Annotated in this window: 22 protein-coding genes; 9 read left to right on the top strand and 13 right to left on the bottom strand. The window is 68.1% G+C overall.

What is annotated here, in order from left to right:
- The first annotated feature begins 182 nt into the window (after positions 1–182).
- From IAI54_RS01175 to IAI54_RS01155, 5 genes are all read left to right on the top strand, one after another.
- Positions 183–1634 carry a TolC family protein gene (locus IAI54_RS01175; RefSeq protein ID WP_187970623.1) on the top strand — a complete coding sequence of 484 codons (1452 nt, stop codon included), beginning with the start codon at positions 183–185 and terminating at the stop codon, positions 1632–1634.
- 16 nt (positions 1635–1650) lie between these two features.
- Positions 1651–3012, top strand: a complete 1362-nt coding sequence (locus tag IAI54_RS01170) for a multicopper oxidase family protein (protein ID WP_187970622.1) — start codon at positions 1651–1653, stop codon at positions 3010–3012.
- Positions 3013–3047: 35 nt separating this feature from the next.
- Entirely contained in the window at positions 3048–3527 is a 480-nt protein-coding gene (locus IAI54_RS01165; RefSeq protein ID WP_187970621.1) for a cupredoxin domain-containing protein, read from the top strand.
- Between the two features lie 18 nt (positions 3528–3545).
- On the top strand, positions 3546–3830 hold the full coding sequence (locus IAI54_RS01160; protein WP_187970620.1) for a copper-binding protein: 285 nt from the start codon (positions 3546–3548) through the stop codon (positions 3828–3830).
- A 180-nt stretch (positions 3831–4010) separates the two neighbouring features.
- Positions 4011–4466: a DUF411 domain-containing protein gene (locus IAI54_RS01155; RefSeq protein WP_187970619.1), complete on the top strand. Its 456-nt coding sequence runs from the start codon at positions 4011–4013 to the stop codon at positions 4464–4466.
- Here the strand turns inward: IAI54_RS01155 and IAI54_RS01150 are convergent.
- Positions 4457–6955, bottom strand: coding sequence for a heavy metal translocating P-type ATPase (locus IAI54_RS01150; RefSeq protein WP_187970618.1), 2499 nt, complete (start codon positions 6953–6955; stop codon positions 4457–4459). The genes IAI54_RS01155 and IAI54_RS01150 overlap by 10 nt on opposite strands.
- A gap of 158 nt (positions 6956–7113) precedes the next feature.
- Between IAI54_RS01150 and IAI54_RS01145 the strand changes: the two genes are divergently transcribed.
- The 4 genes from IAI54_RS01145 (at position 7114) to IAI54_RS01130 (ending at position 11373) form a co-directional block, all read left to right on the top strand.
- Complete coding sequence (locus IAI54_RS01145; RefSeq protein WP_126700834.1) at positions 7114–7308, top strand: heavy-metal-associated domain-containing protein; 195 nt, start codon at positions 7114–7116, stop codon at positions 7306–7308.
- A 66-nt stretch (positions 7309–7374) separates the two neighbouring features.
- Entirely contained in the window at positions 7375–8136 is a 762-nt protein-coding gene (locus IAI54_RS01140) for a glutaredoxin family protein (RefSeq protein WP_210321196.1), read from the top strand.
- Between the two features lies 1 nt (position 8137).
- Entirely contained in the window at positions 8138–8635 is a 498-nt protein-coding gene (locus tag IAI54_RS01135; RefSeq protein ID WP_187970617.1) for a DUF305 domain-containing protein, read from the top strand.
- A gap of 1232 nt (positions 8636–9867) precedes the next feature.
- The gene (locus IAI54_RS01130) at positions 9868–11373 is read left to right on the top strand and encodes a site-specific integrase (RefSeq protein WP_187970616.1); all 1506 of its coding nucleotides are present in this window, start codon (positions 9868–9870) and stop codon (positions 11371–11373) included.
- A 321-nt stretch (positions 11374–11694) separates the two neighbouring features.
- Here IAI54_RS01130 and IAI54_RS01125 read toward each other — a convergent pair whose 3' ends face one another.
- The 12 genes from IAI54_RS01125 to IAI54_RS01070 are packed head-to-tail and all read right to left on the bottom strand — an operon-like array spanning position 11695 to position 24946.
- Positions 11695–12582 (bottom strand): SMP-30/gluconolactonase/LRE family protein, encoded by an 888-nt coding sequence (locus IAI54_RS01125; protein WP_187970615.1) that lies wholly within the window; start codon positions 12580–12582, stop codon positions 11695–11697.
- Entirely contained in the window at positions 12579–13745 is a 1167-nt protein-coding gene (locus IAI54_RS01120; protein ID WP_187970614.1) for an acyl-CoA dehydrogenase family protein, read from the bottom strand. The genes IAI54_RS01125 and IAI54_RS01120 overlap by 4 nt, the downstream gene beginning before the upstream one ends.
- The gene (locus tag IAI54_RS01115) at positions 13742–14569 is read right to left on the bottom strand and encodes an oxepin-CoA hydrolase, alternative type (RefSeq protein ID WP_187970613.1); all 828 of its coding nucleotides are present in this window, start codon (positions 14567–14569) and stop codon (positions 13742–13744) included. Before IAI54_RS01115 ends, IAI54_RS01120 begins: the two co-directional genes overlap by 4 nt.
- 12 nt (positions 14570–14581) lie before the next feature.
- Positions 14582–15820 carry a CaiB/BaiF CoA transferase family protein gene (locus IAI54_RS01110; protein WP_187970612.1) on the bottom strand — a complete coding sequence of 413 codons (1239 nt, stop codon included), beginning with the start codon at positions 15818–15820 and terminating at the stop codon, positions 14582–14584.
- Positions 15813–17336 carry a tripartite tricarboxylate transporter permease gene (locus tag IAI54_RS01105; RefSeq protein WP_187970611.1) on the bottom strand — a complete coding sequence of 508 codons (1524 nt, stop codon included), beginning with the start codon at positions 17334–17336 and terminating at the stop codon, positions 15813–15815. The genes IAI54_RS01110 and IAI54_RS01105 overlap by 8 nt, the downstream gene beginning before the upstream one ends.
- 1 nt (position 17337) lies before the next feature.
- Complete coding sequence (locus IAI54_RS01100) at positions 17338–17784, bottom strand: tripartite tricarboxylate transporter TctB family protein (RefSeq protein WP_187970610.1); 447 nt, start codon at positions 17782–17784, stop codon at positions 17338–17340.
- Between the two features lie 38 nt (positions 17785–17822).
- A complete protein-coding gene (locus IAI54_RS01095) occupies positions 17823–19067 on the bottom strand; it encodes an SDR family oxidoreductase (RefSeq protein WP_187970609.1) in 1245 nt (414 codons plus the stop codon).
- A gap of 25 nt (positions 19068–19092) precedes the next feature.
- On the bottom strand, positions 19093–19845 hold the full coding sequence (locus tag IAI54_RS01090; RefSeq protein WP_187970608.1) for an SDR family NAD(P)-dependent oxidoreductase: 753 nt from the start codon (positions 19843–19845) through the stop codon (positions 19093–19095).
- On the bottom strand, positions 19835–20839 hold the full coding sequence (locus tag IAI54_RS01085; protein ID WP_187970607.1) for an acyl-CoA dehydrogenase family protein: 1005 nt from the start codon (positions 20837–20839) through the stop codon (positions 19835–19837). Before IAI54_RS01085 ends, IAI54_RS01090 begins: the two co-directional genes overlap by 11 nt.
- Positions 20840–20842: 3 nt before the next feature.
- Positions 20843–22036 carry an acyl-CoA dehydrogenase family protein gene (locus IAI54_RS01080; protein ID WP_187970606.1) on the bottom strand — a complete coding sequence of 398 codons (1194 nt, stop codon included), beginning with the start codon at positions 22034–22036 and terminating at the stop codon, positions 20843–20845.
- Entirely contained in the window at positions 22033–24234 is a 2202-nt protein-coding gene (locus tag IAI54_RS01075; protein ID WP_235679215.1) for an acetate--CoA ligase family protein, read from the bottom strand. Before IAI54_RS01075 ends, IAI54_RS01080 begins: the two co-directional genes overlap by 4 nt.
- Positions 24173–24946 (bottom strand): enoyl-CoA hydratase/isomerase family protein, encoded by a 774-nt coding sequence (locus IAI54_RS01070; protein ID WP_187970605.1) that lies wholly within the window; start codon positions 24944–24946, stop codon positions 24173–24175. The genes IAI54_RS01075 and IAI54_RS01070 overlap by 62 nt, the downstream gene beginning before the upstream one ends.
- Positions 24947–24973 lie beyond the last annotated feature (27 nt).

The following is a 24973-nucleotide window of genomic DNA, read 5'->3' as shown; positions in this document are numbered from 1 at the left end:
TGCGCGGCGTCTTTGCCGCCGGACGTGCTGCCCATCTTCAAACCATCTTATCCTGTCATGGGACTGCGGGACGCCCGATATTCCCCGGTTCTCGGCGACTTCCACCCAAGGCGGCCGACCGGTCCCCAGAACTGGAGGCGGCTGAACGACGAGCTGTCACCAGCGAAAAGGGGGGCAGGTTCATGAGGCGCGCGGTACGCCGCATCCTGGCGCTCTCGGCGCCGATCTTCGTCTCGGCCTGCGTCACCACCGCGGACGGCCTCGACGATCCGCTCGCAGGCTTCCAGACCGTCTCGGCCAAGACCGCTTCCGTGACGGGTAAGGAGACAGTCTGGGTGCAGTCCAGCGGCGAGGCCCGCGCCCTCGCGGAGCGGGTCACCGCGCTGGTCAGGGGAAAGACGCTCGGACCGGACATCGCCGTGCAGGTCGCGCTCCTCAACAACAAGGGACTGCAGGCCGCCTATGCCGACGTAGGCATGTCATCGGCCGAGCTGTGGCAGGAGTCCCTGCTGGTCAATCCCCGCGTATCGGTCGGCATCATGGGGATAAACGCCGGACGCACGGTCGAGACCGCCGTCGTCTCGAACATCCTGGCTCTGGCGACACGACCCCGCCGCATGGCTGTCGCGGATGCCCGCTTCAGGCAGGCGCAACTGAGGGCCGCCGAAGCGACGCTGCGGCTCGCCGCGGACACGCGCCGGGCCTGGATAGATGCCGTCGCTGCCTGGGAGCGGGTAGCCTACCTCAACCGGGCTCAGGCGGCCGCAGACGCCGCGTCGGCGCTGGCAGAGAAACTCGGACAGACGGGAGCGTTCACGAAGACCGGGCAGGCCCGCGAGCATGTCTTCTACGCCGAACTGGCGGGTCAGACGGCCGAAGCCCGGCTGCAGGCTCGGATGGCCAAGGAGGCGCTGACGCGGCTGATGGGCCTCTGGGGCTTCGACGTCGACTACCAGGTGCCGAACTCGCTTCCCTCGCTTCCCGCCAACCCGCTGGCCCGCAAGGACATCGAGGCGCAAGCGCTCAGGAACCGTGTGGACCTGGAGATCGCAAAACTCGAACTGGAGGCGCTCGCGCTCTCCTACGGGCTCACCGAGGCGACCCGCTACGTGTCGGACCTCGAACTCGTGACCGGGGCCGAGATCGAGCGTGAGGAAGCGGAGGACGGAGGCACCGAGACGACGGTCTCGCTGAACGCCGAATTCGAGTTCGTCATTCCGATCTTCGACAGCGGGCAGGCCCGCATGCGCAAGGCGGAACTGGCCTACATGCAGGCGGCCAACCTGCTGGCCGAGCGCGCGGTCAACGTCCGCTCCGAAGCCCGCAGCGCGTATGACGGCTACCGCTCCACGCACGACATCGCACGGCACTACCGTGCCAACGTGGTGCCCCTGCGGACTACCATCGAGGAGGAGTCGCTCCTCACCTACAACGGCATGATCACGAACACGTTCGAACTTCTCGCCGACACGCGGGCGAAGGTGAACTCGATCATGCTTTCCCTCAACGCCAAGCGCCAGTTCTGGCTGGCCGACGTCAACCTCGGTACCGCCGTCCATGGCGGGGGCGGCAGCGCTCCCTCCGGAGGCGGCGCCGAGGTTGCGGCTGCCGACGACGGCGGCGGCGGACACTGACCAGGAGAACGAGACAATGATCACCAGAAGACAGATCCTCGGAGGCGGCGCGTTCCTGGCGAGCGCCGCAGCGTGGTCGAAGACCTCGGCCATGGGACTGCCGGACGCGCCCGTCATGGAATCGCCGGACATGCAGCCGCCGATCTTTCCGTCGAGCGGGCCGGACTACCAGCCCGTCGTCACCCTGAACGGCTGGACGCTGCCGCATCGAATGACCGGTGGCGTCAAGGAGTTCCATCTCGTCGCCGAGCCCGTCGAGCGCGAACTCGGACCCGGCATGACGGCCTATCTGTGGGGCTACAACGGCCAGTCCCCCGGCCCGACCATCGAGGCCGTGGAAGGCGACCGGGTCCGCATCTTCGTGACCAACAGGCTTCCGGAACACACGACGATCCACTGGCACGGCATGATCCTGCCCTGCGGCATGGACGGGGTCACAGGCTTGACTCAGCCCGGCATCCCGCCCGGCAAGACCTTCGTCTACGAGTTCGATCTCGTGAAGAGCGGGACCTTCATGTACCACCCGCACGCCGACGAGATGGTCCAGATGGCCATGGGCATGATGGGGTTCTTCGTCATCCATCCGAAGGACCCGAAGCTCCACCGCGTCGACCGCGACTTCGTCTTCCTGCTCAACGCCTTCGACATCGAGCCGGGCTCCTACGTGCCCCGGGTCATGGAGATGACCGATTTCAACCTGTGGACATGGAACAGCCGGGTGTTCCCGGGCATCAGCCACCTCGTCGTGAACAAGGACGACCGGGTACGGGTGCGGGTCGGCAACCTCACCATGACCAACCACCCGATCCACATGCACGGCTACGACTTCGAGGTGACGTGCACGGACGGAGGCTGGGTGAGGCCGGAAGCCCGCTGGCCCGAAGTCTCGATCGACATCCCGGTCGGCGCGATGCGCGCCTACGAGTTCGACGCAAAGTATCTCGGCGACTGGGCGATCCACTGCCACAAGTCGCACCACACGATGAACGCCATGGGTCATGACGTCCCGACCTTCATCGGCGCGGACAAGACCGAGGTCTCCCGGAAGATCCGCACCGTCCAGCCTGAATACATGGCCATGGGCAACCGCGGCATGGCGGACATGGGCGAGATGGAGATGCCGCTCCCCGACAACACCATCCCCATGATGACGGGCTGGGGGCAGTTCGGCGCGATCGAGATGGGCGGCATGTTCTCCGTCGTGAAAGTCCGCGAAGGCATTTCGGCCAACGATTACGCCGATCCGGGTTGGTACGAGCACCCGGAAGGCACCGTCTCCTACGAATGGACGGGCGACGTCCCGGCTCCGGCCAAGGCAGACGGAACGGAAACCATCACGCCGTCTCCCGCACACGGCGCTCATGGGACGAAGGGATAGGCAAGTTGACCATCATCAAACACAGGAGACCACACATGAAATCAGGCTTGATTATCGCGGCATTGATGTCGCTCGCCACCGCTTCCGCGTTCGCGGCCGGCAGCGGCGACCACAGTCACGACGAACTCAAGATCGGGCGCGCAGGCAAACCCACTGAGGCGACGAGAACCATCGACATCGTGATGATGGAAACCGATGACGGGAAGATGGTGTTCGAACCCGCCACCTTCACCGTCAGGCAGGGTGAGACGCTCAAGCTCAGTTTCGTCAACCAGGGTGAGGTCGACCACGAATTCGTGATGGACGGCCACGAAGCCATTCTCGAGCACAAGGAACTGATGGAGCGCTTCCCCGAGATGGAACACGACGATCCCAACGCGATCCGGCTTCAGCCTGGTGGCAAGGGAGAGATCGTCTGGACGTTCGCCACGGCGGGCGAATTCTCCTTCGGCTGCCTAATCCCCGGGCACTACGAGTCCGGAATGAAGGGCGACATCGATGTCGTCCAGAACTGATCGATGAAAGGAAGAACCATGGATACCATCATGAAAGTCGCGCTCGTGCTCGGCATTGCCTTGGGGCTGGCGGGCGCCGCTTCTGCCCAGGAATACACGTCCGGCGAGGTCACGAAGATCGACGCCGCGCAGAAGAAGCTCACCATCAAGCACGGCGAACTGACGAACCTCGACATGCCCGCGATGACGATGGTCTTCGTGGTCGCCGAGGATTCGATGATCGAGGAGGTCGAGGTAGGCCAAAAGATCGAATTCACCGCGGACCGGGTCAACGGCCGCATCACGGTCACCGACATCAAGTAGGATGACAGGGCGCGGGCTGCGACGCCCGCGCCCGTCTCGGAGGTGAACCAATAATGGAAAACGGAATGGATGGCGGCATGATGTGGGGCATGGGACTGTGGGGCCTCGTCGGCCTCGTGGTCGTCGCCCTCGTGATCGCCGCTCTCGTGAAATACGTGTTCTTCAGGTAGGAGACGGACGATGAAGACATTCAACAGGCTTGCCCGCGCTGCATCCTTCACGGCCCTGGCGCTGATTAGCCAGGCGGCCTGGGCCGCGGGCTCGATCGAGGTGCTGAAGTCGGCCTCGTGCGGATGCTGCGTGGCGTGGGGCAACCACATGCGGGAAGCGGGCTTCACGGTCGCCGAGCGCGACCTTCCGCTGGCGGACCTCAACGCCGCAAAGGTAGAAGCCGGACTGAAGCCCGGCCAGACATCCTGCCATACGGGAAAAATCGACGGTTACGTCATCGAGGGCCATGTGCCCGCGCGCGAGGTCAAGCGCCTGCTCGAAGAGCGGCCGGACGCGATCGGGCTGACCGTCCCCGACATGCCCTACGGTTCGCCGGGCATGGGCGACATGGCCGATGCCGATCCGTACGACGTGCTCCTTCTCAAGCGGGACGGTTCGACTGAAATCTACGCCAGCTATCGCTGAGGCGGAGCCGACGCCACCCCCGCCCTGCGGCCATGCGCCCTGAGCCTCAGCGCGTTCCCGAGCACGAACACGCTGGAAAGCGCCATGGCACCCGCGGCCAGCGCGGGTGAAAGCAGGACCCCGTAGGCCGGGTAAAGCGCCCCCGCCGCAACGGGGATGAGCGCCGCGTTGTAGGCGAAGGCCCAGAACAGGTTCTGGCGGATGTTGCGGATCGTGGCCCGCGAGAGAGCGAGCGCGGCGGGCACGCCTTCCAGGCTTCCCGACATCAGCACGATATCCGCCGCCTCGATGGCGATGTCGGTGCCCGTGCCGATGGCGATCCCCACGTCGGCTTCGGCGAGCGCGGGTGCGTCGTTGATGCCATCGCCCACGAAGGCGACGGCCCCGTGTTCGACCTTCAGCTGCCTGACGGCCGCCACCTTGCCGTCCGGCATGACCTCGGCGACAACGTGGTCTATGCCGAGCTTTCGGGCGATGGCGTCGGCCGTGCGCCTGCTGTCGCCAGTCACCATCGCGACCTTCAGGCCAAGCGCATGCAGCGCCGCCACGGCCTGCGGCGTGGATTCCTTCACAGGGTCAGAAACTGCCATCACTGCGGCGATCCTGCCGCCCACGGCGACGTAGAGCGGCGACTTCCCTTCGTCGGCGAGCCGCTTGGCATCTGAGTCCAGCGCGGAAGGGTCGAGTCCGAGCCAATCCATGAAGCGTGAGGAGCCCACTTCGACGCGTTCGCCCGCGACTGTGGCCGTGACCCCCAGTCCGGTGATGGAGTCGAAGCCGTCGGCCTCCCGGACCGCAAGACCCCGCCCTGCTGCCGCGCCGACGATGGCGCGTGCGACAGGATACTCGGACTTCGCCTCGACGGCGGCGGCCAGAGCTAGCACGTCATCGTCCAGAAATCCTTGCGTAGCCCGCAGATCGGTCAGGACCGGCCGCCCCTCGGTCAGGGTCCCGGTCTTGTCGAGCGCGATCACCCGGGCGTCCCGCAGCGACTGCAGCGCTTCGCCCTTCCGGTACAGCACGCCCAACTCGGCGGCGCGGCCGGTCCCCACCATGATGGAGGTCGGGGTCGCGAGACCCATGGCGCAGGGACAGGCGATGATGAGGACCGCGACCGCGTTGACCAGAGCGAAGGTCAGGGCTGGTTCCGGTCCCAACAGGAGCCAGGCGACAAAGGTGAGCGCCGCGAGGCCCATGACGGCGGGCACGAACCACATGGTCACCTTGTCGACCATGGCCTGGATCGGCAGCTTGGAGCCCTGCGCCTGCTCGACCATGCGCATGATACGGTACAGGACCGTGTCGGCTCCTACCGCGGTGGCGCGAAACTCGAACGCACCCGTCTGGTTCACCGTGCCTCCCGTGACCGGACTCCCGTCCCGCTTGGCCACGGGCACGGGTTCGCCCGTCACCATGGATTCGTCCACATAGCTCTCGCCGGAGACCACTTCCCCATCGACAGGCACGCGCTCGCCCGGGCGGACCTCGACCACGTCGCCGGGGACGACTTCGGCGATGTCGACCTCGACAACTCCCGGTCCACGCCGGACCCGCGCCGTCTTCGGCTGCAGTCTTGCCAGGCGCCGGATAGCCTGCGACGTGCGGCCCTTCGCACGGGCCTCCAGATAGCGGCCCAGCAAGATCAGCGTTACGATCACTGCCGCAGCCTCGAAGTAGACGTTCACGGTTCCGGCTGGCAGCAGGCCGGGCGCAAAGGTCGCGACGACCGAATATATGTAGGCCGCCGACGTGCCGACCGCGACCAGCGAGTTCATGTCGGGCGCGAGCCTGAGGAGGGCCGGAAATCCCTTCTCGTAGAAGCGCCGTCCCGGAAATGCGAGCACAAGCGTCGCGAGGATGAACTGGACCTGCCAGCTTCGCTCCATCCCGAGCGTCGCGTGGACGAGGTCATGGACGGACTGGAAGAGGTGCGAACCCATTTCCAGGACGAAAAGCGGAACCGTCAGGCCTCCTGCGACGAGGAGATCCCGGCGAAGTGCAGCGATCTCAACATCGCGCCGCGCCTCCATCTCGTTAGTACCACTGCCAGCAGCCCCGATGACCGTGGCATCGTAGCCGATGTCCTCGACCGCCTTCCGCAGGGCCGCGGCGTCCGCGATGCCCGTGACCTTCGCCCGTTCCGTCGCCAGGTTCACGCTGGCGGTGGTCACGCCCGGGACGGCAGCAAGCGCCCGTTCGACCCTGCCGACGCAGGACGCGCAGGTCATGCCTTCGACGGCAAGCTCGAAGGTCGCAGAGGGTACGCCATAGCCGACCTCTTCGACGGTCTGCGCCAACCTGGTCCTGCTGACCGACGGCGCTGCCTCGACCTCCGCCGTTTCGGTGGCGAGGTTCACCCGGGCTTGGACGACGCCATCGACGGCTTTCAACGCCCGCTCCACGCGGCCGACGCAAGAGGCGCAGGTCATGCCCTCGATGGCGATGGTAAGAGTTCTGATGTCCTCGGTCAGGCGAAGCGGCGCGTTCATCGATGTTCCTTCAGGTCGGATTCCGTTGTCGCCGCGACAGATGGGCCTTCCAGCCTCTGGAGGGTCAAGGTCAAGGCGATGAAAAAAAGCCGCTTGACCTTCCAGAGACTGGAAGGCGGATGAAGGGCGCATCCGCTCAAACCACGAAGGAGACCCGGATGCGATTCCACATCGAGAACATGACCTGCGGCGGCTGCGCCCGGAGCGTCACGAAGGCCGTCGAAAGCGTCGACCCGAAAGCGAGGGTCGACGCCGATCCCGTCACGAAGACGGTAACGGTCGAATCCTCCGCATCGACCGACTCCATCTCCAGGGCGCTCGCCGACGCCGGCTACCCCGCGTCAGCGGCGTGACCGCCGCCCCGTCCCGCCCGGAACAACATCCGGGGCGGGACGGTTTCAACATGAAAGGATACCTGAATGTCGTCCGCTGCCGCACGCAAGGCCGAACTCTACCGGATGGTCACCCCCGAGCACACCTGCCCCTGGGGCCTCAAGGCGCTCGACCTCCTGAAGCGGGAAGGATTCGAGGTCGAGGACCATCACCTGACGTCCCGCGCCGAGACCGACGCCTTCAAGGCCGAGCACAAGGTGGACACCACGCCGCAGACCTTCATCGGCGGCAGACGCGTCGGAGGTTACGACGACCTGCGGGCCTGGCTCGGCAAGGAGGTCAAGGACAAGGACGCCGTCACCTACACGCCCGTCATCGCGCTCTTTGGCATGGCGCTTGCCATGGCCCTGGCAGCCAGTTGGTCGGTATACGGCAGCGTCCTGACCGTGGCTGCCGCAGAGTGGTTCGTGGCCTTCGCCATGTGTCTGCTCGCACTCCAGAAGCTGAAGGACGTCGACGGCTTCGCGACGATGTTCCTCAACTACGATCTGCTTGCGCAGCGCTGGGTTCCCTACGGACGGGTCTACCCTTTCGCCGAGGGGTTCGCAGGCGTGCTCATGGTCTCCGGCGCGATGATGTGGGTATCGGTCCCGGTCGCGCTCTTCATCGGCGGCATCGGCGCGGTGTCGGTCTTCAAGGCCGTCTATGTCGACAAGCGCGAACTGAAGTGCGCCTGCGTCGGCGGCGACAGCAACGTTCCCCTCGGGTTCGTGTCGCTGACCGAAAACCTGCTGATGGTCGGCATGGCCATCTGGATGATCCTCAAGCCCGCGGGCCTGGGGCACTGACATGGAGAAGACTGAGATGGAGCACGATCACCGGAAACACGAAAGCCGCGGCCACGGCCGCCCCTACTTCATGTTCTGGGTGAACATGATCCTCGGGCTCGTCGTCATGTACGTCGTGATGTTCACGATGATCGACGGCATGGGCGACTTCAGGAACAACCTCAACATGTTCTACATGGCGGTGACCATGTGGGCGCCAATGGGCATCTTCATGCTGGCGACCATGCCCGGCATGTTCCCCAACCGACAGGCGAACGTCGCGCTCTACGTCGCCTTCGCGCTCCTTACGGCAGGCTCCTTCTGGGCGACGCGAGCGCAGGCCTTGATCGACGACCGCCAGTTCATCGCCTCGATGATCCCGCATCATTCCGGCGCAATCCTCATGTGCCGGGAGGCCAGCCTTTCTGATCCGGAACTCGTGACGCTCTGCGACGAGATCACCAAAGCGCAGCGCGAAGAGATCGACCAGATGGAGGCGATCGCGGCGCGGCTGCGCTGAGCCCTTCCCGCGCAACGGCCCGGCGGCCGACTGGACCTGACAGGCTCCATTTGGTTATTCGAAGTCGGGGCTATTGCTCCCCATTGTTGATGTGGCTCCAGCGTCCGCGTCGGGGGCAAAGCACCTTGCTGCCACCACCGCATTGAGGGCGCATTCCGTCGGAGCTGGTTGATCCTATGAAGGGCAGCTTTCCCAACGTAGGTGCCAGAACCGGATAATCCGTTTACCACCCCACTGCGGACTATTGGCTGCGGAGATGAAAGGTTGGTGGCGGTTGCTACCTAATAACAATTGTTTTCGTGCCGGCAGCGCAACATGTCGTTACCGCGAGGTTGGAACGGCCTCCTCACGCCCCTGCAAACAGGGAAAGTAGTCACCCGGAGTTTCCTGGATGCGCAGGTCTCAAAACGATCAATGGCGAAGAGGTCCAGAAGTGGCATCCGGCGCGGTCATCTTGGGTCTGTCGTCTAGTGGCAGGACAGCGCTTCGGGCTGAAGACGCACGGTTCAAATTCGTGCCGAACCCATCCTCTTCTTGACGTCATCATCCGGACGCCACATCAAGGAGCCACGGGCCTGATCAGCCCGGCCAGCCGCGCCTGCGGGCGCAACTGGCTCCGGAACGCCTCCGGGGTCCAGGCCGCACCCTAGGTGCCAGCAGGGAGGTCCTCGGGCCTCCCTATTTTGTTTGCCCCCTCGGCACCTTCCTGATATTCGGCTCCCCGACATCCTGAGGCTGCGCTGCAGCTTGATGGGGTAGTCCCACCCGGCACCGCCGGGCCGCGCATCGGCGGCATTTTAATCAATCACACAACCGGGCCCTAACGGGCCGCAGGCTATGCCGACTCCGGGGCGCGTGCGTCTCGCGGGGCGTGGGGACGCTATGAAGAAGCAACTGGACATCACCGCCGAGCTGGAATTCGAGATGCTCATGCTCGACGGCGTGGACGTGCTCGTCAGCATGGACGAGACCATCGCCGATCTCGAGCGGCATGCGACCGGCGCGCTGCCGGCCGACCTGCACGACGAAGCGCCGCTGACGCTGGAGCAGGCTGTGCGCCTGCCGGAACTCGGGGGCTCCTATACGATCTCACCTGATCTAAGGTCGCCCTCCGAAGCCTTCACGGTGAAGACGCTTCGGACCGCCATAGACCGGGGGGCGCTGCAGTGCGTCCGCCCCAACTCGAAGAACCTCTACGTGACGCGTCGCCAGATCAGGGAGTGGCTTGAAAAGTGCCGAGACCAAAGAACCCCGACCCCAAGCTCAAATTCCGGAAGGCCCGTTACGACAAGAACGGCAAGCTCGAGAGCCGGGGCTACTGGTTCGTCTACGACGACGGCCGACAGGTCACCCACGACCTCGCCTGGGGGTTCGACCTCCGCGGACTTGGCGAGGGAGACCGTGAGGCGGCTGAGGGAGCGCGCCGCGTTTACATCGCGAAGAAGTACGCCGAAGACCTGACCAGTGGGCCGCCGAAGCACACCCCGGCGTGGCAAATGCCGATCGCCGACGTGCTGGCCTACTACAGCGTCGAGACCGAGCCGCGCTACCTGCCGACCAACGAAAACCCCAGGGGCAAGCGCAAGCAGCACAGGGACTTCCTCAACCGCATAGAAGCCCTGCTGGAGTTCTGGGGGGCGAAGATGGTGTCCGAGATCAACAAGAAGTCCTGTAAGGCCTACGCCGCGCGGCACACCCCCTCAACGGCGCTCCGGCATCTGCAGGACCTGAGCGCCGCGGTCCACCTCGCGATGGACGACGAGGAGATGGAGCAGGCCGTCGTCAGTTTCTGGTACCCTCCGGCCCCCAAGTCCCGGTTCCGCTTCTTCACGCGCTCCCAGCTGGCGGAGTTCGTCTGGACGGCCTACCGAAAGCGCGGCACGTACACCCACTCCGGCAAGCGTTCCCGTCCGGAGAACCGGGGCAAGACCGTCGTCACCAATGCCCGGCCGCGGCGGCACGTCGCCCGGTTCGCTCTTTTCGGAGCTGCCACCGGGACCCGCAAGGACCGCATGGAGCAGACCACCTTCGTCAAGATGGAGGGGCATCCCTGGATCGATCTCGAGAACGGCATCTACTACCGCTCGTGGGACAAGGAGATGGTCCCCGACAACAAGAGGGCCAACCCGCTCCGGCTTCCGGACCGCATCCTTGCGCACTGCCGCCGCTGGCACCGAATGGGAGCGATCTACCTGATCGAGCGGCCGACGACGAAGGGCGGCAACAAGGAACCGGAGCCGATCGAAAACTCGTACTTCCGCCATCTCAAGGAAATGATCCCGGACGATGCCGAGCGGAAGGGGCTGAACATCCACGCTCTGAAGCATACCTGCGCGACATGGCTTTGCGTCGCCGGCGTGCCGATGCACGAGATCGCGGACTACCTCTCGACGGACGAGCGTACAATCAGGAGGGTCTACGGACAGAATCATCCTGACCACCACGGCGGGGTCGGCGAGGCCATGACCAGAGGCACGGCGGGCCGGCCGCGCTCGCGTCGGCAGAAGGAGGGCTCGCCGCAGCGCCAGACCACGTCCAACAGCCCGGCGGTCGCAGCCGAGGCGCGGCAGGGCATCCGCGACCTGCTGGACGTAGCCGATGCCCCAAGCATGGCGTTCACCGTCCTCGACGGCACGCCCGACGCGGGACTGGTCGTCCTGCGGGAGCAGGTGAAGCGCGCAGCCCGCTCCAAGAACTGGGGCGAGGTACTAGGTGTCGGGGAAGCAGCTGAAGCGTGAACGCCGCCACGTTTTCCCACGAAAACAACAGGGATTAACGGGAACGAACGGGAACAAACGCCGGAAAAGATGAAGTAAAATCAGTTATTTGCCTAAAGCGACACTCGTTTACACCGAAGATGTCGGGAGTTCGAGTCTCTCATCGCCCACCATTCCCCCCGACGCCTCGGGCCGACGGGTCCATGTCTCCCATGATCGCCGCGACGTCGACAGGCCGGCTGTTGCTGCGGGCGGGGTCGGATACGGGGGCCGGGCTCGCGACGGGCTGCCGCCATCGCCTTCCATCGGGAGCCAGACGCATACCGCGCCGGCCCGCTGCCCTCAGGGGTTCGCGACCCGTCGGAACGGCGTCTCGGCGATGCCGCGCACGCCGAGGCCGGTCAGCGCATGCAGGCAGCCGCCGCGCGGGTGGGTGGAGACCGCCCGGCCCGAGCCCGAATCGCGGATCGACGTCACGAACAGCGTCTCGAGGCCGGATCCGCCGAAGGCGAGGCTGGACGGCAGGTCCGTCGGCGCATCGATCAGCCGGTCGAGCACGCCCTGCGGCGTGAAGCGGGCGATCAGGCCGGCGCGGATCAGGCAGGTCCAGACGCAGCCTTCCGCATCCACCGTCGCGCCGTCCGGTCCCGAATTCCATTCCGCCGTGTCGGCGAACACCCGTGCCTCGCCGACAGCCGCCCCGTCAGCGCCGTAGGAATAGGCGCGGATCCTGCGTTCCAGGCTGTCGGCGAAGTAGAGGACGCGGCCGTCGGGGCTGAAGCAGAGCGCGTTGGAGATGCGGATGCCGCCGACGAGCGCCTGCGCGCGGCCCGTCTCGCCGACGCGCCACAACGTGCCGAGCGGTTCGGCATGGACGCCCATCGATCCGCACAGGAAGCGGCCCTGGCGGTCGGTCTTGCCGTCGTTGAAGCGGATCGCGGGGTCCGGCGGATCGGGCCTGAACAGCGGGTCGAACGTGCCGCGCGCCAGATCGAGCATCCAGATGCCGTCAGCCAGGCCGCAGACGAGGCTGCCCTCCCCCGCCAGCGCGATGGAGCCGACCGTCGAGGGCGCGGTCCATTGCCGTCGCTCGCCGCTTTCCGGGTCGAGGCCATGGATGCGGCGCGCCACCCCGTCGACCCAGAACAGCCGGCCGGCGCGATGGTCCCAGACCGGGCTCTCGCCCAGGAGGTCGGGGGTCTCCGACACGAGGTGGACGGCAGGGTTCACGCCCGGGCATCCTGCCGGCGCCTGCGCATCTGCCTGACGATGTTGAGCTGGTGGATCTGGCTCGTCCCCTCGTAGAGCCGGAACAGCCGCACGTCGCGGTAGTAGCGCTCGATCGGCGCATGGTCGGCGACGTAGCCCGCGCCGCCGAACACCTGGACGCAGCGATCCGCCACGCGGCCGCAGGCTTCGGAGGCGAAATACTTGCAGATCGAGGCCTCGAGCGCGATGTCGCGGCCGTCGTCGCGGGCGCGCGCGGTCTGCAGGATCAGCGCCCGGGCCGCCTCGATCTCGGTCTGGCAATCGGCCAGCATGGCCGCGACGAGCTGGAAGTCGATGATCGCCCGGCCGGACTGTCGGCGCTGCTCGGCATGGTCCATCGCGAGGTCCAGCATGCGGATCGCGGGGCCCGTGCACAGCGCCGCGAGATGGATGCGCTGCTTGTTCAGCACCTTCATGGCGGTGCGGAAGCCCTGCCCTTCGACGCCGCCGATCAGGTTGCGGGCCGGAACCCGGACGCCCTCGAACCGCACCTCGCCCACAGGCGAGCCGGCCTGGCCCATCATCCGGTAGGGCGCCGACGTCGTGAGGCCGGGCGTGTCGCGCTCGACGATGAAGGCCGAAACGCCCCGCGCGCCGGTCGAGCCGGGATCGGTCCGCGCCATCACCGTGAACAGGCCGGCGATGGGCGCATTGGTGATGTAGCATTTCAGGCCGTCGAGGACGTAGTCGCCGCCGTCGCGCCGGGCGGCGGTGGTCAACGCGCTCGCGTCCGAACCGGCGTCCGGCTCGGTGAGGGCGAAGCTTCCCGTCACCTCGCCGGTCGCCAGGCGCGGCAGGTATTCCGCCTTCTGCTCTTCGGTGCCGTCGGCCACCAGCGCCTCCGAGCCGATGCCGGTGTTGGTGCCGACGCGGGCACGGAAGGCGACGGCGCATTGCGACAGCTCGAGCGCCCCGAGGACGAGTTCCTCGGTGGTCAGGCCGAGCCCGCCATAGGCTTCGGGGATGGACCAGCCGAAATAGCCGCGCGCGGCCATGTCGCGGACGATGTCGTCCGGCACCGCGTTCGTCTCGGCCACGCGGTCTTCGGCCGGATGCGCGACGTCGCGCACGAAGCGTCGCACGTAGGCCAGTAGCGCGTCGAGCCTCGCCTGATCGCGGATCATGCGCCCTCTCCCCCGGTGCCGCCGTTCGGGAAGCGGGGCCGCCGCTTCTCCAGGAAGGCCGCCAGTCCCTCGCCTGCCTCGTCGCCATAGCGCGCGGCGTTGATCCCGCGGCTCTCGATCTCGATCTGCGCGGCGAGCCCCTTTCCCGGCGCCTCCTCGATCTGCGCCTTGATGACGCCGATGGCGCCGGCCGGCCCCGCCGCGCAGGCGGCGGCGAGTTCCATGGCGGCGTCCAGCGTGCTGCCCGCCGCCGCGATGCGGTTGATCGCGCCGGCCGCATCCAGCCGTTCGGCCGAGACCGGCCGTCCCAGCATGCAGAGCTCCGACACGAGCTGCCGCGGCAGCGCCTCGCGCAGGAAATGCAGAGTTCCGCCGTCGGGCGTCAGGCCGATCTTCACATAGGCCACCGTGAAGGCCGCGCCGGCGGCCGCCACGACCATATCGCAGGACAGGGCGAGCGCGACGCCGAGCCCGGCCGCGCCACCCTCCACGGCCGCGATCACCGGTTTCGGGCAGGCGCGGATCGACAGGATCATGGCCGCCAGCGCATCGGTGTTGCGGGCGACCTGCGCCGGGCTCTGCCGGCGGCTTTCCTGCAGGGCCGCGACGTTGCCGCCCGAACAGAAGAAGCCGCCCTCGCCGCGCAGCACCACCGCGCGCACCGCGCGGTCGCTGCCAGCCTCGCGGACCGCATCGCGCAGCGCTTCGTACTGGACGCGTCCGATCGAATTGCGCGTCGCGGGGCCGTCGAGCGTGAGGAGCCGGATGCCGGGCACCGGCGTCTCGGCGCGGATGATGGTCGTGCCCGTCGGCGTGTCGGTCATTCCGGTTCCCCTTCAGACGATCCCGCGGTCGCGCAGGTCGGCGATCTCCTGGTCCCCGTAGCCGAGATCGCGCAGGATTTCGTCGGTATCGGCGCCGAGCCGCTTGGCCGCCCAGCGGATGCGCCCGGGGTTGCGGGTGAGCCGGGGCACGACGTTCTGCATTCCGACCTGGCCGAAATCCTCGTCTGGCGCCTGGGTCACAACCGCGCGCGCCTGGACCTGGGCGTCGGCGAAGATCTGCTCGACGGAATAGATCGGGCCGATCGCGCCGCCTTCGCGGGCGAAGGCGGAAAGGACTTCGTCGAGCGTGTGGCGCTGCATGTAAGCGGCGAAGACGGCGTCCAGCTCGTCGCGATGGGCCAGGCGCTGGCGGTTGGTCGCGAAGCGCGGGTCGTCGACCAGGTCGGCGCGGCCGACCGCCCGCAGGTTCGCCGCCGCCATGCTGTTGGTGGAGCCGGTCACCGTCACGAAGCGATCGTCCGCCGTGCGGAACACGTTCGCGGGCGCCGTGTACTGGTTGTTGTTGCCGTCGCGTTCGCGCACCAGGCCGAGCTGGTCGTATTCGATGGCGATGTTTTCCAGGACGCGGAAGGTCGCCTCCGTCAGCGCGAGGTCGATCTCCTCGCCCTTGCTGCGGCCGCGGTCGATGCCGTAGAGGGCCGCCATCACCGAGAAGGCGCCGAACAGCGCGCCGATGCTGTCGCCGATCGGATAGCCGGGATGGACGGGGGTACCGTCCTTCATGCCGGTTATGTAGGTCAGTCCGCCCATGGCTTCGAAGATGCGCGCGAAGCCGCCGAGGCCGGATTTCGGACCGGTCTGGCCGAAGGCGGAGACGCGCAGGATGACCAGCCGCGGGTTGATCGACCACAGCGTGTCGCGGTCGAGCCCCCATCTGGCGAGCGTTCCCGGGCGGAAGTTCTCGATCAGCACGTCCTGCGTGGCGATGAGCTTCTTGATGATCTCGAGCCCCTCGGGGCGGCGCAGGTCGAGCGTGCCGTAGCGCTTGCCGCGATTGGTGACCTTCCACCACAGGGGCTTGTCGTCGCGGAACGGCGGAAAGCCGCGCAGCCCGTCGCCCTGGCCGGGAATTTCGAACTTCGTCACCTCGGCGCCGAAATCGGCCAGCAGCGACGCCGCGAAGGGACCGGCGATGATGGTGGCGATGTCGAGCACCTTCAGTCCGGCCAGCGGGCCGAAGGTGCCGGCGCCCTCGGCCTCGCCGGTCGTTCCGGAACGCTCCTCAGCCATGGGTCGTCGCCTCCCGCCGGCGTGCGGCGTAGCCCTTCCAGAGCGCCGATCCGATCGCCCAGACCAGGATGGCGGCGATGATCGCCACGATGGAGGCCGAGATCGGCCGTTCGACGAAGGTCCCGAAGTCGCCGCCCGCGACCACGAGCGAACGCCGGAAGTAGACCTCGATCATCGGCCCGAGGACGAAGCCGAGCAGCAGCGGCGCGACCTCGAAGTTGAGGGCCCGCATGCCCAAGCCAAGGAAGCCGAAGGCGAGCAGCACGAAGATGTCGATCACCTGGTAGTTGACGCTGTAGATGCCGATGCAGGTGAAGGCGACGATGACCGGGAAGAGCAGGTTGTAGGGGATCTTCAGGAGCTTCACCCACAGGCCGATCATCGGCAGGTTGAGCACCAGCAGCATGAAGTTGCCGATGACGAAACTCACCACCAGCCCCCAGAAGAGCCCGGGATTGGACTGGATCACGTCGGGCCCGGGGATGATGCCGTGGATCATCATGACGCCGAGCATGATGGCCATGACCGCATCGCCGGGGATGCCGAGGCTGAGGGTCGGGATGAAGGCGGCCTGGACCGAGGCGTTGTTTGCCGCCTCGGGCGCGGCCACGCCCTCGATGGCGCCCTTGCCGAACTCGTGCGGGCGCTTGCTGACGCGGCGCTCGACCGCATAGGACACGAAGGTCGCCACCAGCCCGCCGGTGCCCGGGAGCGCGCCGAAGAAACCGCCGATCACGCTGCCGCGCGCCATCGGCATGGCCGAGCGCCGCCAGTCCTCGCGGGTGGGCGCCATGTCCTTCATGCGGATGCTGCCCTGCTGCACCTTCGGCAGTTCGGTGCGGCCGGCATTGGCGATGATCTCGGGCAGGCCGAAGAGGCCGATCGCCACCGCCACCAGCGGCAGGCCGTCGTAGAACTCGGTGATGCCGAAGGTGAAGCGCGCCGCGCCGCTGTTGAGGTCGAGGCCGATCAGGCCGATGGCGAGGCCGAGCGCCACCGCGACCAGCGAGCGCACCGACCGGCCGGTGCCGATGACCGCCGCCGCGACGAGCCCGAGCGTCATGAGCGCGACGTATTCCTGCGGCCCGAACTGGAGTGCCGCCCGCGAGAGCGGCACCGAGAAGCCGGCGAGGAGCACGACGCCGAAGGAGGTGCCGACGAAGGAGGCGATCGCCTTCATGAACAGGGCCGGCCCCGCCCGCCCCTTCAGCGCCATCGGGTAGCCCTCGATGCCCGTGACCGCGCTGGTGGCGGTGCCGGGCAGGTTCATCAGGATGGCGGCGGTCGATCCGCCGAAATCCGCGCCGTAATAGATGCCGGCAAGCATGATCAGCCCGAAGGTCGGGTCGATGTGGTAGGTGATGGGCATCAGCATGGCCATGGTCGACATGATGCCGATGCCGGGCAGCACGCCGACGACCGTGCCGAGGAAGACGCCGAGGAAGCAGTAGAACAGCCCGGCCGGCGATGCCGCCACCGACAGGCCGAGCGCGAGATCGGACAGAAGCGTGCTCATCTCAGTAGGCCTCGATCTGGAGGCCGAGACCGACCCGGAAGACCAGGGTGGTGACGACCGCCGTCGCGACGGCCAGCGCCGCCGCCGTCACGACCGAGGTGTTCCGGTTGCCCAGGGCCGACAGGAACACCACCAGGAACACCGACACCAGGAGGCCGGCCGCCTCCACGGTGAAGGCGAAGGCGAGGAAGGCGGCGGTGACGAAGAGCGTGCCGCGCAGGCGGTCCATGCCCATCGGCTGCGGCACCGGACCGGGTCGGGCCGTCACGATCATGAAGACGGCCAGCACCAGCATGACGCCGCCGAGGATGATCGGGAAATAGCCCGGACCCATGTTGCGCAGCGTTCCCAGCTTGTAGTGGGAGGCCTCGAAGATGATGAAGGCGCCGACCGCCGCGGTCACGAGACCGGCGATCAGGTCCTCCATCCGTTCCGTCACGTATCGCATGGATTCCTCCCTTGGGATCGGATGCGTCCTGTGGTTCGTCAGGAATGCAGACCGGCGGCAATCTCCTGCCCGGTGATCATCCCCGCACCGTCGCCCGCGAGATAGCGGCAGAGGGGCTCCAGACCCGCGACCGCCGCGCCGCGCCAGACGACGGCATTGACCCGCATGCCGGCGGGTGCCCATTCGAGCGCGAGCGTCCGCGCCAGCATGCCGCCGGCTGCCGATGCGGCTGCAAGGCCCGGGTCGCGGCCTTCGCCGTGGACGAAGAGGAGCGAGAAGTCGGCGGTGCGCGCGGGATGCGCCGCGCAGGCGATCGCCGTCCTGCGCACCCGGCGCAGCGTCTCGGCTGCGCCGCGCGGCTGCATCAGCCCGCGCATGTCGATGACTGCGGCAAGCGGGCCGGCGGCGGCAAGGCCCGCGGGGTCGTCGATCCTCGCAACGTCACCGTGCCCTGCGGCGAAGACGGCGTCGGGCGCGCCGATCACCGCGATGCGGCCATGGCCTTCGCGGCCGGGCTGCGGCGCAGCGCCTGCCGGCGCCGGACCCGCGAGGCCGCCGCCGTCGACCTGGATCGTCTCGCCCGCGAGCACGCCACCCGCCGGGCTCGCCATGAAGACGATCGCCGAGGCGATATCTTCGGGCGTGGCCATGCGGCCGAGCGGAATGCCGGCGATGACCTTGTCGAGGTCCACGCGTCCGGTCCGGTGGAGTTCCTCCACCAGCGGCGTGCGGGTATAGCCGGGCGCGACGGCCGAGATGGCGATGCCCTGCGCTGCGAAGGGATCGCGGCTGGCGCGGGTCAGCGCGGCGATGCCTGCCTTCGTCGCGCTGTAGGGGCCGCGCAGCGCCAGCGGCTTGAACGACGCACCGGAGGCGAGGTTGACGATCCCCGAGCCCGGCTGAAGCACCGTGCGCGCAGCCGCGCAGATCGCCTCGACCGCCGAAAGATTGAGATCGACGAGGCGGTCGAACGCCGCCTCAGGAAGCTCGACCAGCGAGCGCCCGGAACTGTCCGTCACCCCGGCATTGTTGACGACAACGTCGAGGCCGCCGAGCAGGGCCGCGGCGTGCCCCGGCAGGGCGGCAGCCCTGCCACGCTCCGTCAGGTCGATCGCAAGGGCCACATGGCCTTCGCCCAGCGCCTCTGCCCGCTGCCTGGCCACGGTCCCGTCGATGTCGGCAACCGCGACGCGATAGCCCTGGCCGGCGAGCGCGCGGCATGCGGCCCAGCCGATACCGCTGGCGCCGCCTGTCACCAGCGCCCGTCTGCTTCCGGCCTTCATCTCCTCCCTCGTCATCGCCGGCCGCTCAGGTGATCGCGATGCCGATGCCGCCGTCGGCCGACAGCACCTGCCCGGTGATGAAATCGCTCTCGGGTTCCATCAGGTAGACGATCGCGCGTGCGATGTCGTCCACCGTGCCCAGCCGTCCGAGCGGCGTGTTGGCGATGCGCCTGGCGTCGCGTTCGGCATTGCGGTGCTTTGCCGTACCCTCTGTCGGGACCGCGGACGGCGCGACGGCATTGACGCGGATGTTGCGTGGACCGAGCTCGACGGCAGCCGCCCGCGTCAGGCCCATGACGCCGGCCTTGATGCCGCTGTAGACGAGCGAGTTCGGCGCCGAGCGGAAGCCTGCCGCCGATGCCACGTTGACGATCGTCCCGCCCCGCTCGGCATCCATGGCGGCAGCTGCCGCCTTGATGCCCCAGATCACGCCGGAGAAGCCGATCGCCAGCATGCGTTCCACCGTTTCGGGCGCGATGTCGGGGATCGCCTGGTAGCGCACCCAGGCGGCGTTGTTGACCAGGCCGTCGAAGCGCCCCGTCTCCCGCACCACCGCCGCCACTGCGGCATCGATGCCCTCGGCCGTCGCGACGTTCTGAACGACGGGGATGGCGATGCCGCCGGAGGCGGAGATCTCCGCGACGGCCTCTTCGACGAACTCCGGCTTGAGATCGTTGATCGCGACCGTCCAGCCGCGCGTGGCGAGATGCTTCGCGGTGGCGCGGCCGATGCCGTGGCCCGAGCCCGTGATGAGCACGGTCTTGCGGTCAGATTGCATGGTTTGCCTCCCCGTACCATTCGTTCGAGGACGAGGCGATCAGCGCCGCGCCGAATTGCTCCAGCCGGTCGGCCGCCGCGCCGTAGCTGCCCTGCGCCCGCATCTGCCGCAGGTGGCGGTGCAGCGGGACCTCCCAGGTGAAGCCCATGCCGCCGAAGATCTGGATGGCATTCTCGGCGACGTCCGGCCCAGACCGCGCTGCGTTCAGCCACGCAGCCTCGCGCACCAGGTCGGCGTCCTCGCGATGCGCGGACAATGTGCGGGCGATGCCGTTCCTGATCGTCTCGATCGCCAGCGCGTCGCGCGACATCTTGTGGCGCAACACCTGGTAACTCGACAGCGGCCGGCCGAACTGCTCGCGCCCCTGCGCATGCCCGATCGCCAGCGACAGGCAGTGCGATGCCGAACCGAGGATGTGGGCGGCGCGCAGCAGGTCGGCGTCGGCGCGCAGCGTGCGGACCGCGTCGGCGCCGAGTTCGAGCCCCGCCACGGGTCCACCGATCCGCACCGAAGCGGAAGGCAGGTCGACGTCCCACGGGCTCGATGGCGGCTCGACCTGCCCGAGATCGCTCGCGGGCGAAAGGACGGCGCTGCCATCGGCGCGGAAGATCAGGATGCGGTCGGCCTCCCCGGCCAGCGGCGCGTTGCCGACGAGACCATCCTCGGCGACACCGCTCCAGGCGATGGTGGCGATGCTCTCGCCGCCGAGGATCCGGGCGGCCTCGCCCGCATCGACGCCTGCGAGCGCCCTGGACAGCACCAGCGCCTCGATCAGCGGATAGGCGAGCAGGCCTGCCCCCGCCGCAGCGGCCACAGGCACGGCGTGGCGCAGGGACAGGCCGAGCCCGGCCGCGTCTTCCGGCACGATCACGCCGAGGAGCCCGGCCTCGGCGAGGAGATGCGCACGGGCGCGGCCGTCGGTCGCCTTCGCGCAGGCCTCGACCACGGCACGGGCGGTGTCTTCGAAATCCCTGGGATCGATCTCGTCAGTCATGGATCAGGCCGCCTTGGACAGGTTCAGGATGCGCTTGCCGATGATGTCGAGCTGGATCTCGGTCGTTCCGGCATAGATCGTCTCGGCACGGCTGTGCAGGTAGATCGCCTCCATCCGCGCCCTGACGTCGAGGAGCGCCTGGCCGGCGGTCGCCGGGAAGCGCGACACGATTTCGTGGGCGATCCGGGCGAAGCGCTGGTGCGATTCCGACCAGTAGAGCTTGGGGAAGCTGCCGCGAGGGCCGATTTCCTCGCCGGCCAGAAGGCTCTCCACCAGCGTCTCCACATGGCCCTTCAGCATCTCGATCTCGACGCGGATCTGCGCGAGGTCGCGGGCATAGCCCTGCAGGATCGCGAGGCTGCGCGCGTCCGTGCGGCAGGCGGCGATCAGATGGTCGAGCTCGCTCTCGAAGCGCCAGGCCCGGTACATGCGGTTGGTCGCGCGCTCGATGGACAGCACCCGCGTGGCCGCCGGCCAGCCCTGGTCCGGCGCCCCCAGCATGTCCGCCTCGTCGACGATGACGTCGCTGAAGAAGACCTCGCAGAAGGAGCGGTCGCCGTCCATCGAGCGGATCTCGCGCACCTCGATGCCCGGCCTGTCCATCGGCACGGCAAAGAGCACAAGGCCGCGGTGGCGGTCTTCGGGAACGCCGGTGCGGGCGAGAAGCAGGCAGCGCTGCGACTTCGACGCGCCGCTGGTCCAGATCTTCTGGCCGTTGATGCGCCAGCCGTCGGCGCAGGGCTCGACGCGGGTTCGCAGGCCGGCGAGGTCGGAACCGGCGCCCGGCTCGGAAAAGCCCTGACACCAGATGGCGCTCATGTCGAGGATCGCCGGCAGGAACTGCGACTTCTGGCGCTCGTCGCCGACGGCCAGCACGATGGGTCCGACGAGTTCCTTGCCGATCGAATTGACCGCGTTGGGCGCCGGCGCGAGGCCGATCTCCCGGTTGGCCTCGAGATGCTCGCGCAGCGTCAGGCCATGCCCGCCATAGGCCCGCGGCCAGGTGATCCCCGCAAGGCCGGCCCGGTAGAGCGCGGCCTCGAACCGCTTCAATTCGTCCAGCGTCGCGCGCGGCTCGTGCGCGCGGTCGGTGCGCAGGCGGTCCGTCAGGTTTTCCTGCAGCCAGCGCCGGGCATGGGCCGCATAGGCTCCGGGCCCGTCGGCGGCGTGAATGCCTTTCACGGCGGCAATGGTCATGTCTGGGCCTCATGATGCTGCCGTGCGGCGGGGACGATCAGCGCGTCGAGCGCGACCACGCCCTGCCCTTTCGGGCGCACGAGCAAGGGGTTGATGTCGATTTCGGCAATGTCTGCGGCGTGCCGGGCGGCGAAGCGCGAGAGCGCCGCGATCGTCTCGCACAGCATGTCGACGTCTGCCGGCGGGCGGCCGCGGGCGCCGTCGAGCAGGGGGAACGCCTTCAGTTGCCGCAGCATGTCGAAGGCCTCCGCCGCCGTCACCGGAGCCATGCGCAGCGCCGTGTCCTGGAAGATCTCGGCGAAGACGCCGCCGAGACCGACCATCACCGCCGGCCCGAAGGTCGGATCGCGCGTCACACCGAGAATGAGCTCGGTGCCGCCCGACGTCATGGGCGACACCAGCACGCCGTCGATGCGCGCGCCGGGCGCCCGCTCTGCCGCGGCGGCCTGGATCCGGCCGAAGGCGGCGGCCGCCGCCGGCCCGCCGGGCACGTTCAGTTCCACGCCGCCGATGTCGGTCTTGTGCTGGATGTCGGGCGACAGGATCTTCAGCGCGACCGGCCCGCCGAGGGTCTCTGCGGCGAGGCGCGCCTCGTCGGGGGTCGTGGCGACGACATCGGTGACGAAGGGGACGCCGGCCGCGCCGAGTGCCGCCTTGGCGGTCGCCTCGTTGCGGAAGACGGAGGGAGGAAGCGGCGCGGCTTCGGCGGACAGGGGTAGGGCATCGGCGCCCGCCGACCGGCCGAGCGTGGCGATCGCGGCGATGCCGGCCATGGCCGCGTCGATGGTGGGGAAGCAGGCGATGCCCATGGATCGCAGCTGGGCGATCGCGTCCGCAGGACCGGGAATGCAGGCCACGATCAGGCGATCGGGATGGCGGTCGATCACCCGCGAGAAGGCGGCGGTGAAGACGGTGCGCAGGCGGGGGATTTCCATGCCGAGCGCCAGCATCAGGCAGACGACGTTGTTGGCGCCGTCGGCGACGGTCGCCTCCAGAAGCTGCTCCATGACGTCGGGACTGGCCGACATCTGCGCCGTCGCGTCGATCGGATTGACGGCCGAGGCAAGCGGCAGGGCCGCCTTGATCCGCGCCTGCGCCGCGTCCCCGAGCGGCGTCACCGCGATGCCGTTGGCCGAAGCCGCGTCCGCCATCATGACGCCGAATCCGCCCGACGCGGCGATCAGCGCGACCGACGGCGCGCCGGCGATCCGCCGCGCGCCGATGGCCTCGATGGCCGCCCCGACCTGGACCAGCGCCTCGAGCGAATGCACCCGGATCGCGCCATGACGGGCAAAGACGGCGTCGAACACCCGGTCGCTGCCGGCAAGGCCGCCGGTATGCGACAGCGCCGCCTTCTGTCCGACCTCGGAGGTGCCGATCTTGAGGATCACGACCGGCTTGCCGGCCGCCCTCGCCCGGTCGAGCGCCTGCATCAGGCGCGGACCGTCGCGGCAGGTCTCGAGGCAGCACAGGATCACCGACGTGTCCTCGTCGTCGGCGAGCCAGGCGATGGCGTCGCCCGCCTGCACGTCGGCCTCGTTGCCGGTGGCGATGAAGCGGGCCACGCCGGCGCCGCTGTCGCGCAGTTGGCGCAGCGCCGCACTGCCCACATTGCCGCTCTGCGACACGATCGACACGCCGCCCTCGCCCGGCATCTCGTTTTCGAGCGCCACGGAGAAGGTGCCGATCGCCCGCTCGCGCACGCTGACCGAGCCGAGGCAGTTCGGCCCGACGATGCGCATCCCCGAGGTCCTTGCAAGGTCCGTCACCCTGGCCTGCAGCGCCGCACCCTCGACGCCGCTTTCGGCGAAACCCGCACTCAGCACGATGGCTGCGCCGGCGCCCCGTTGCGCCGCGGCCTCGAGCGCGGCGACCGCCGCAGCGCCGGGCACCGCCACGAGAACGAGGTCGGGGGCCTCGGGCAAGTGCTCGATCGAGGCGTAGGACGGCAGCCCCTGGATGACGTCGGCCCTGGGATTGACCGGATAGATCGCGCCGGGAAAGCCATGCCTGACCAGCAGGTGCACCGGCCGGCCACCCGTCTTGGTCGCATCGGATGAGGCGCCCACCACCGCGATCGATCGCGGCCGGAACAGCGGATCGAGCCTCGGCCGCTCGAAGGTCGACGCCGGCATGTCAGCGACCCTTGAACACCGGCGATCGCTTTTCGAGGAAGGCCGTGCGGGCCTCCAGCGCATCCTCGGTCTTCGACAGCGCCATGGTGAAGTTCTGCTCCATCCGATAGCCCTCGCGCTGCGGCATCTCCTCGACCATGTTGGAGGTCTGCTTGGCGTATTTCATCGCCAGCGGCGCCTTGGTCGCAATCTCCTGCGCCACCGCCATCGCCGTCGGGATCAGGTCCTTCGCGCTGGTGACCTCCTCGATGATCGAGCGCTCCTTCAGTTCGGCGGCGGTCAGACGGACGCCGGTGAAGAACATCCGCCGCGCGGTCGAACGGCCGAAGAGCGCGTGCACCATGGCGGCTCCGCCGGCCAGGCCGACATTGATCTCCGGCATGCCGAAGCGCGCCTCCTCGGAGGCGTAGTAGATGTCGCAGGCGGCCATCAGCCCCAGCCCCGCCCCCAGCGCCACGCCATTGACGGCCGCGATCACCGGCTTGTCGCATTCGCGGATGGCGTTGCCGGTCTCGCGGACGGCGCGGTTGTGGGCCAGGAAGTCGCCGGGGCTGTCGGACTTCGGACGATCCTTGAGATCGGCGCCCGCGCAGAAGCTCTTCCCCGCCCCGGTCAGCACCGCACAACGGATGTCGTCGCGCTGCGAGATTTCATCGAAGACGGCGATGAGTTCGAAACGCGTCGCCCGGTCCAGCGCATTCACCGGGGGGCGGTCGAGCGTCACCAGGGCGACGGCTCCATCGAGTTCCACGCGCACGTTCCTGTGGTCGAACATTCCACCCTCCTCCTGCGGATCTGCTCC

Source organism: Aquibium microcysteis (assembly GCF_014495845.1).
Lineage (GTDB): Bacteria > Pseudomonadota > Alphaproteobacteria > Rhizobiales > Rhizobiaceae > Aquibium > Aquibium microcysteis.
The sequence above is the reverse complement of the archived record's forward strand: the minus strand, read 5'-3'. Positions and strand labels throughout refer to the sequence as shown.

Excerpts from the sequence above, each read along its gene's own strand:
- IAI54_RS01175 (WP_187970623.1), top strand. The coding sequence starts at position 183 with ATGAGGCGCGCGGTACGCCGCATCCTGGCGCTCTCGGCGCCGATCTTC.
- IAI54_RS01170 (WP_187970622.1), top strand. The coding sequence starts at position 1,651 with ATGATCACCAGAAGACAGATCCTCGGAGGCGGCGCGTTCCTGGCGAGC.
- IAI54_RS01165 (WP_187970621.1), top strand. The coding sequence starts at position 3,048 with ATGAAATCAGGCTTGATTATCGCGGCATTGATGTCGCTCGCCACCGCT.
- IAI54_RS01160 (WP_187970620.1), top strand. The coding sequence starts at position 3,546 with ATGGATACCATCATGAAAGTCGCGCTCGTGCTCGGCATTGCCTTGGGG.
- IAI54_RS01155 (WP_187970619.1), top strand. The coding sequence starts at position 4,011 with ATGAAGACATTCAACAGGCTTGCCCGCGCTGCATCCTTCACGGCCCTG.
- IAI54_RS01150 (WP_187970618.1), bottom strand. The coding sequence starts at position 6,955 with ATGAACGCGCCGCTTCGCCTGACCGAGGACATCAGAACTCTTACCATC.
- IAI54_RS01145 (WP_126700834.1), top strand. The coding sequence starts at position 7,114 with ATGCGATTCCACATCGAGAACATGACCTGCGGCGGCTGCGCCCGGAGC.
- IAI54_RS01140 (WP_210321196.1), top strand. The coding sequence starts at position 7,375 with ATGTCGTCCGCTGCCGCACGCAAGGCCGAACTCTACCGGATGGTCACC.
- IAI54_RS01135 (WP_187970617.1), top strand. The coding sequence starts at position 8,138 with ATGGAGAAGACTGAGATGGAGCACGATCACCGGAAACACGAAAGCCGC.
- IAI54_RS01120 (WP_187970614.1), bottom strand. The coding sequence starts at position 13,745 with ATGATCCGCGATCAGGCGAGGCTCGACGCGCTACTGGCCTACGTGCGA.
- IAI54_RS01115 (WP_187970613.1), bottom strand. The coding sequence starts at position 14,569 with ATGACCGACACGCCGACGGGCACGACCATCATCCGCGCCGAGACGCCG.
- IAI54_RS01110 (WP_187970612.1), bottom strand. The coding sequence starts at position 15,820 with ATGGCTGAGGAGCGTTCCGGAACGACCGGCGAGGCCGAGGGCGCCGGC.
- IAI54_RS01105 (WP_187970611.1), bottom strand. The coding sequence starts at position 17,336 with ATGAGCACGCTTCTGTCCGATCTCGCGCTCGGCCTGTCGGTGGCGGCA.
- IAI54_RS01100 (WP_187970610.1), bottom strand. The coding sequence starts at position 17,784 with ATGCGATACGTGACGGAACGGATGGAGGACCTGATCGCCGGTCTCGTG.
- IAI54_RS01095 (WP_187970609.1), bottom strand. The coding sequence starts at position 19,067 with ATGAAGGCCGGAAGCAGACGGGCGCTGGTGACAGGCGGCGCCAGCGGT.
- IAI54_RS01090 (WP_187970608.1), bottom strand. The coding sequence starts at position 19,845 with ATGCAATCTGACCGCAAGACCGTGCTCATCACGGGCTCGGGCCACGGC.
- IAI54_RS01085 (WP_187970607.1), bottom strand. The coding sequence starts at position 20,839 with ATGACTGACGAGATCGATCCCAGGGATTTCGAAGACACCGCCCGTGCC.
- IAI54_RS01080 (WP_187970606.1), bottom strand. The coding sequence starts at position 22,036 with ATGACCATTGCCGCCGTGAAAGGCATTCACGCCGCCGACGGGCCCGGA.
- IAI54_RS01075 (WP_235679215.1), bottom strand. The coding sequence starts at position 24,234 with ATGCGCTGGAGGCCCGCACGGCCTTCCTCGAAAAGCGATCGCCGGTGT.
- IAI54_RS01070 (WP_187970605.1), bottom strand. The coding sequence starts at position 24,946 with ATGTTCGACCACAGGAACGTGCGCGTGGAACTCGATGGAGCCGTCGCC.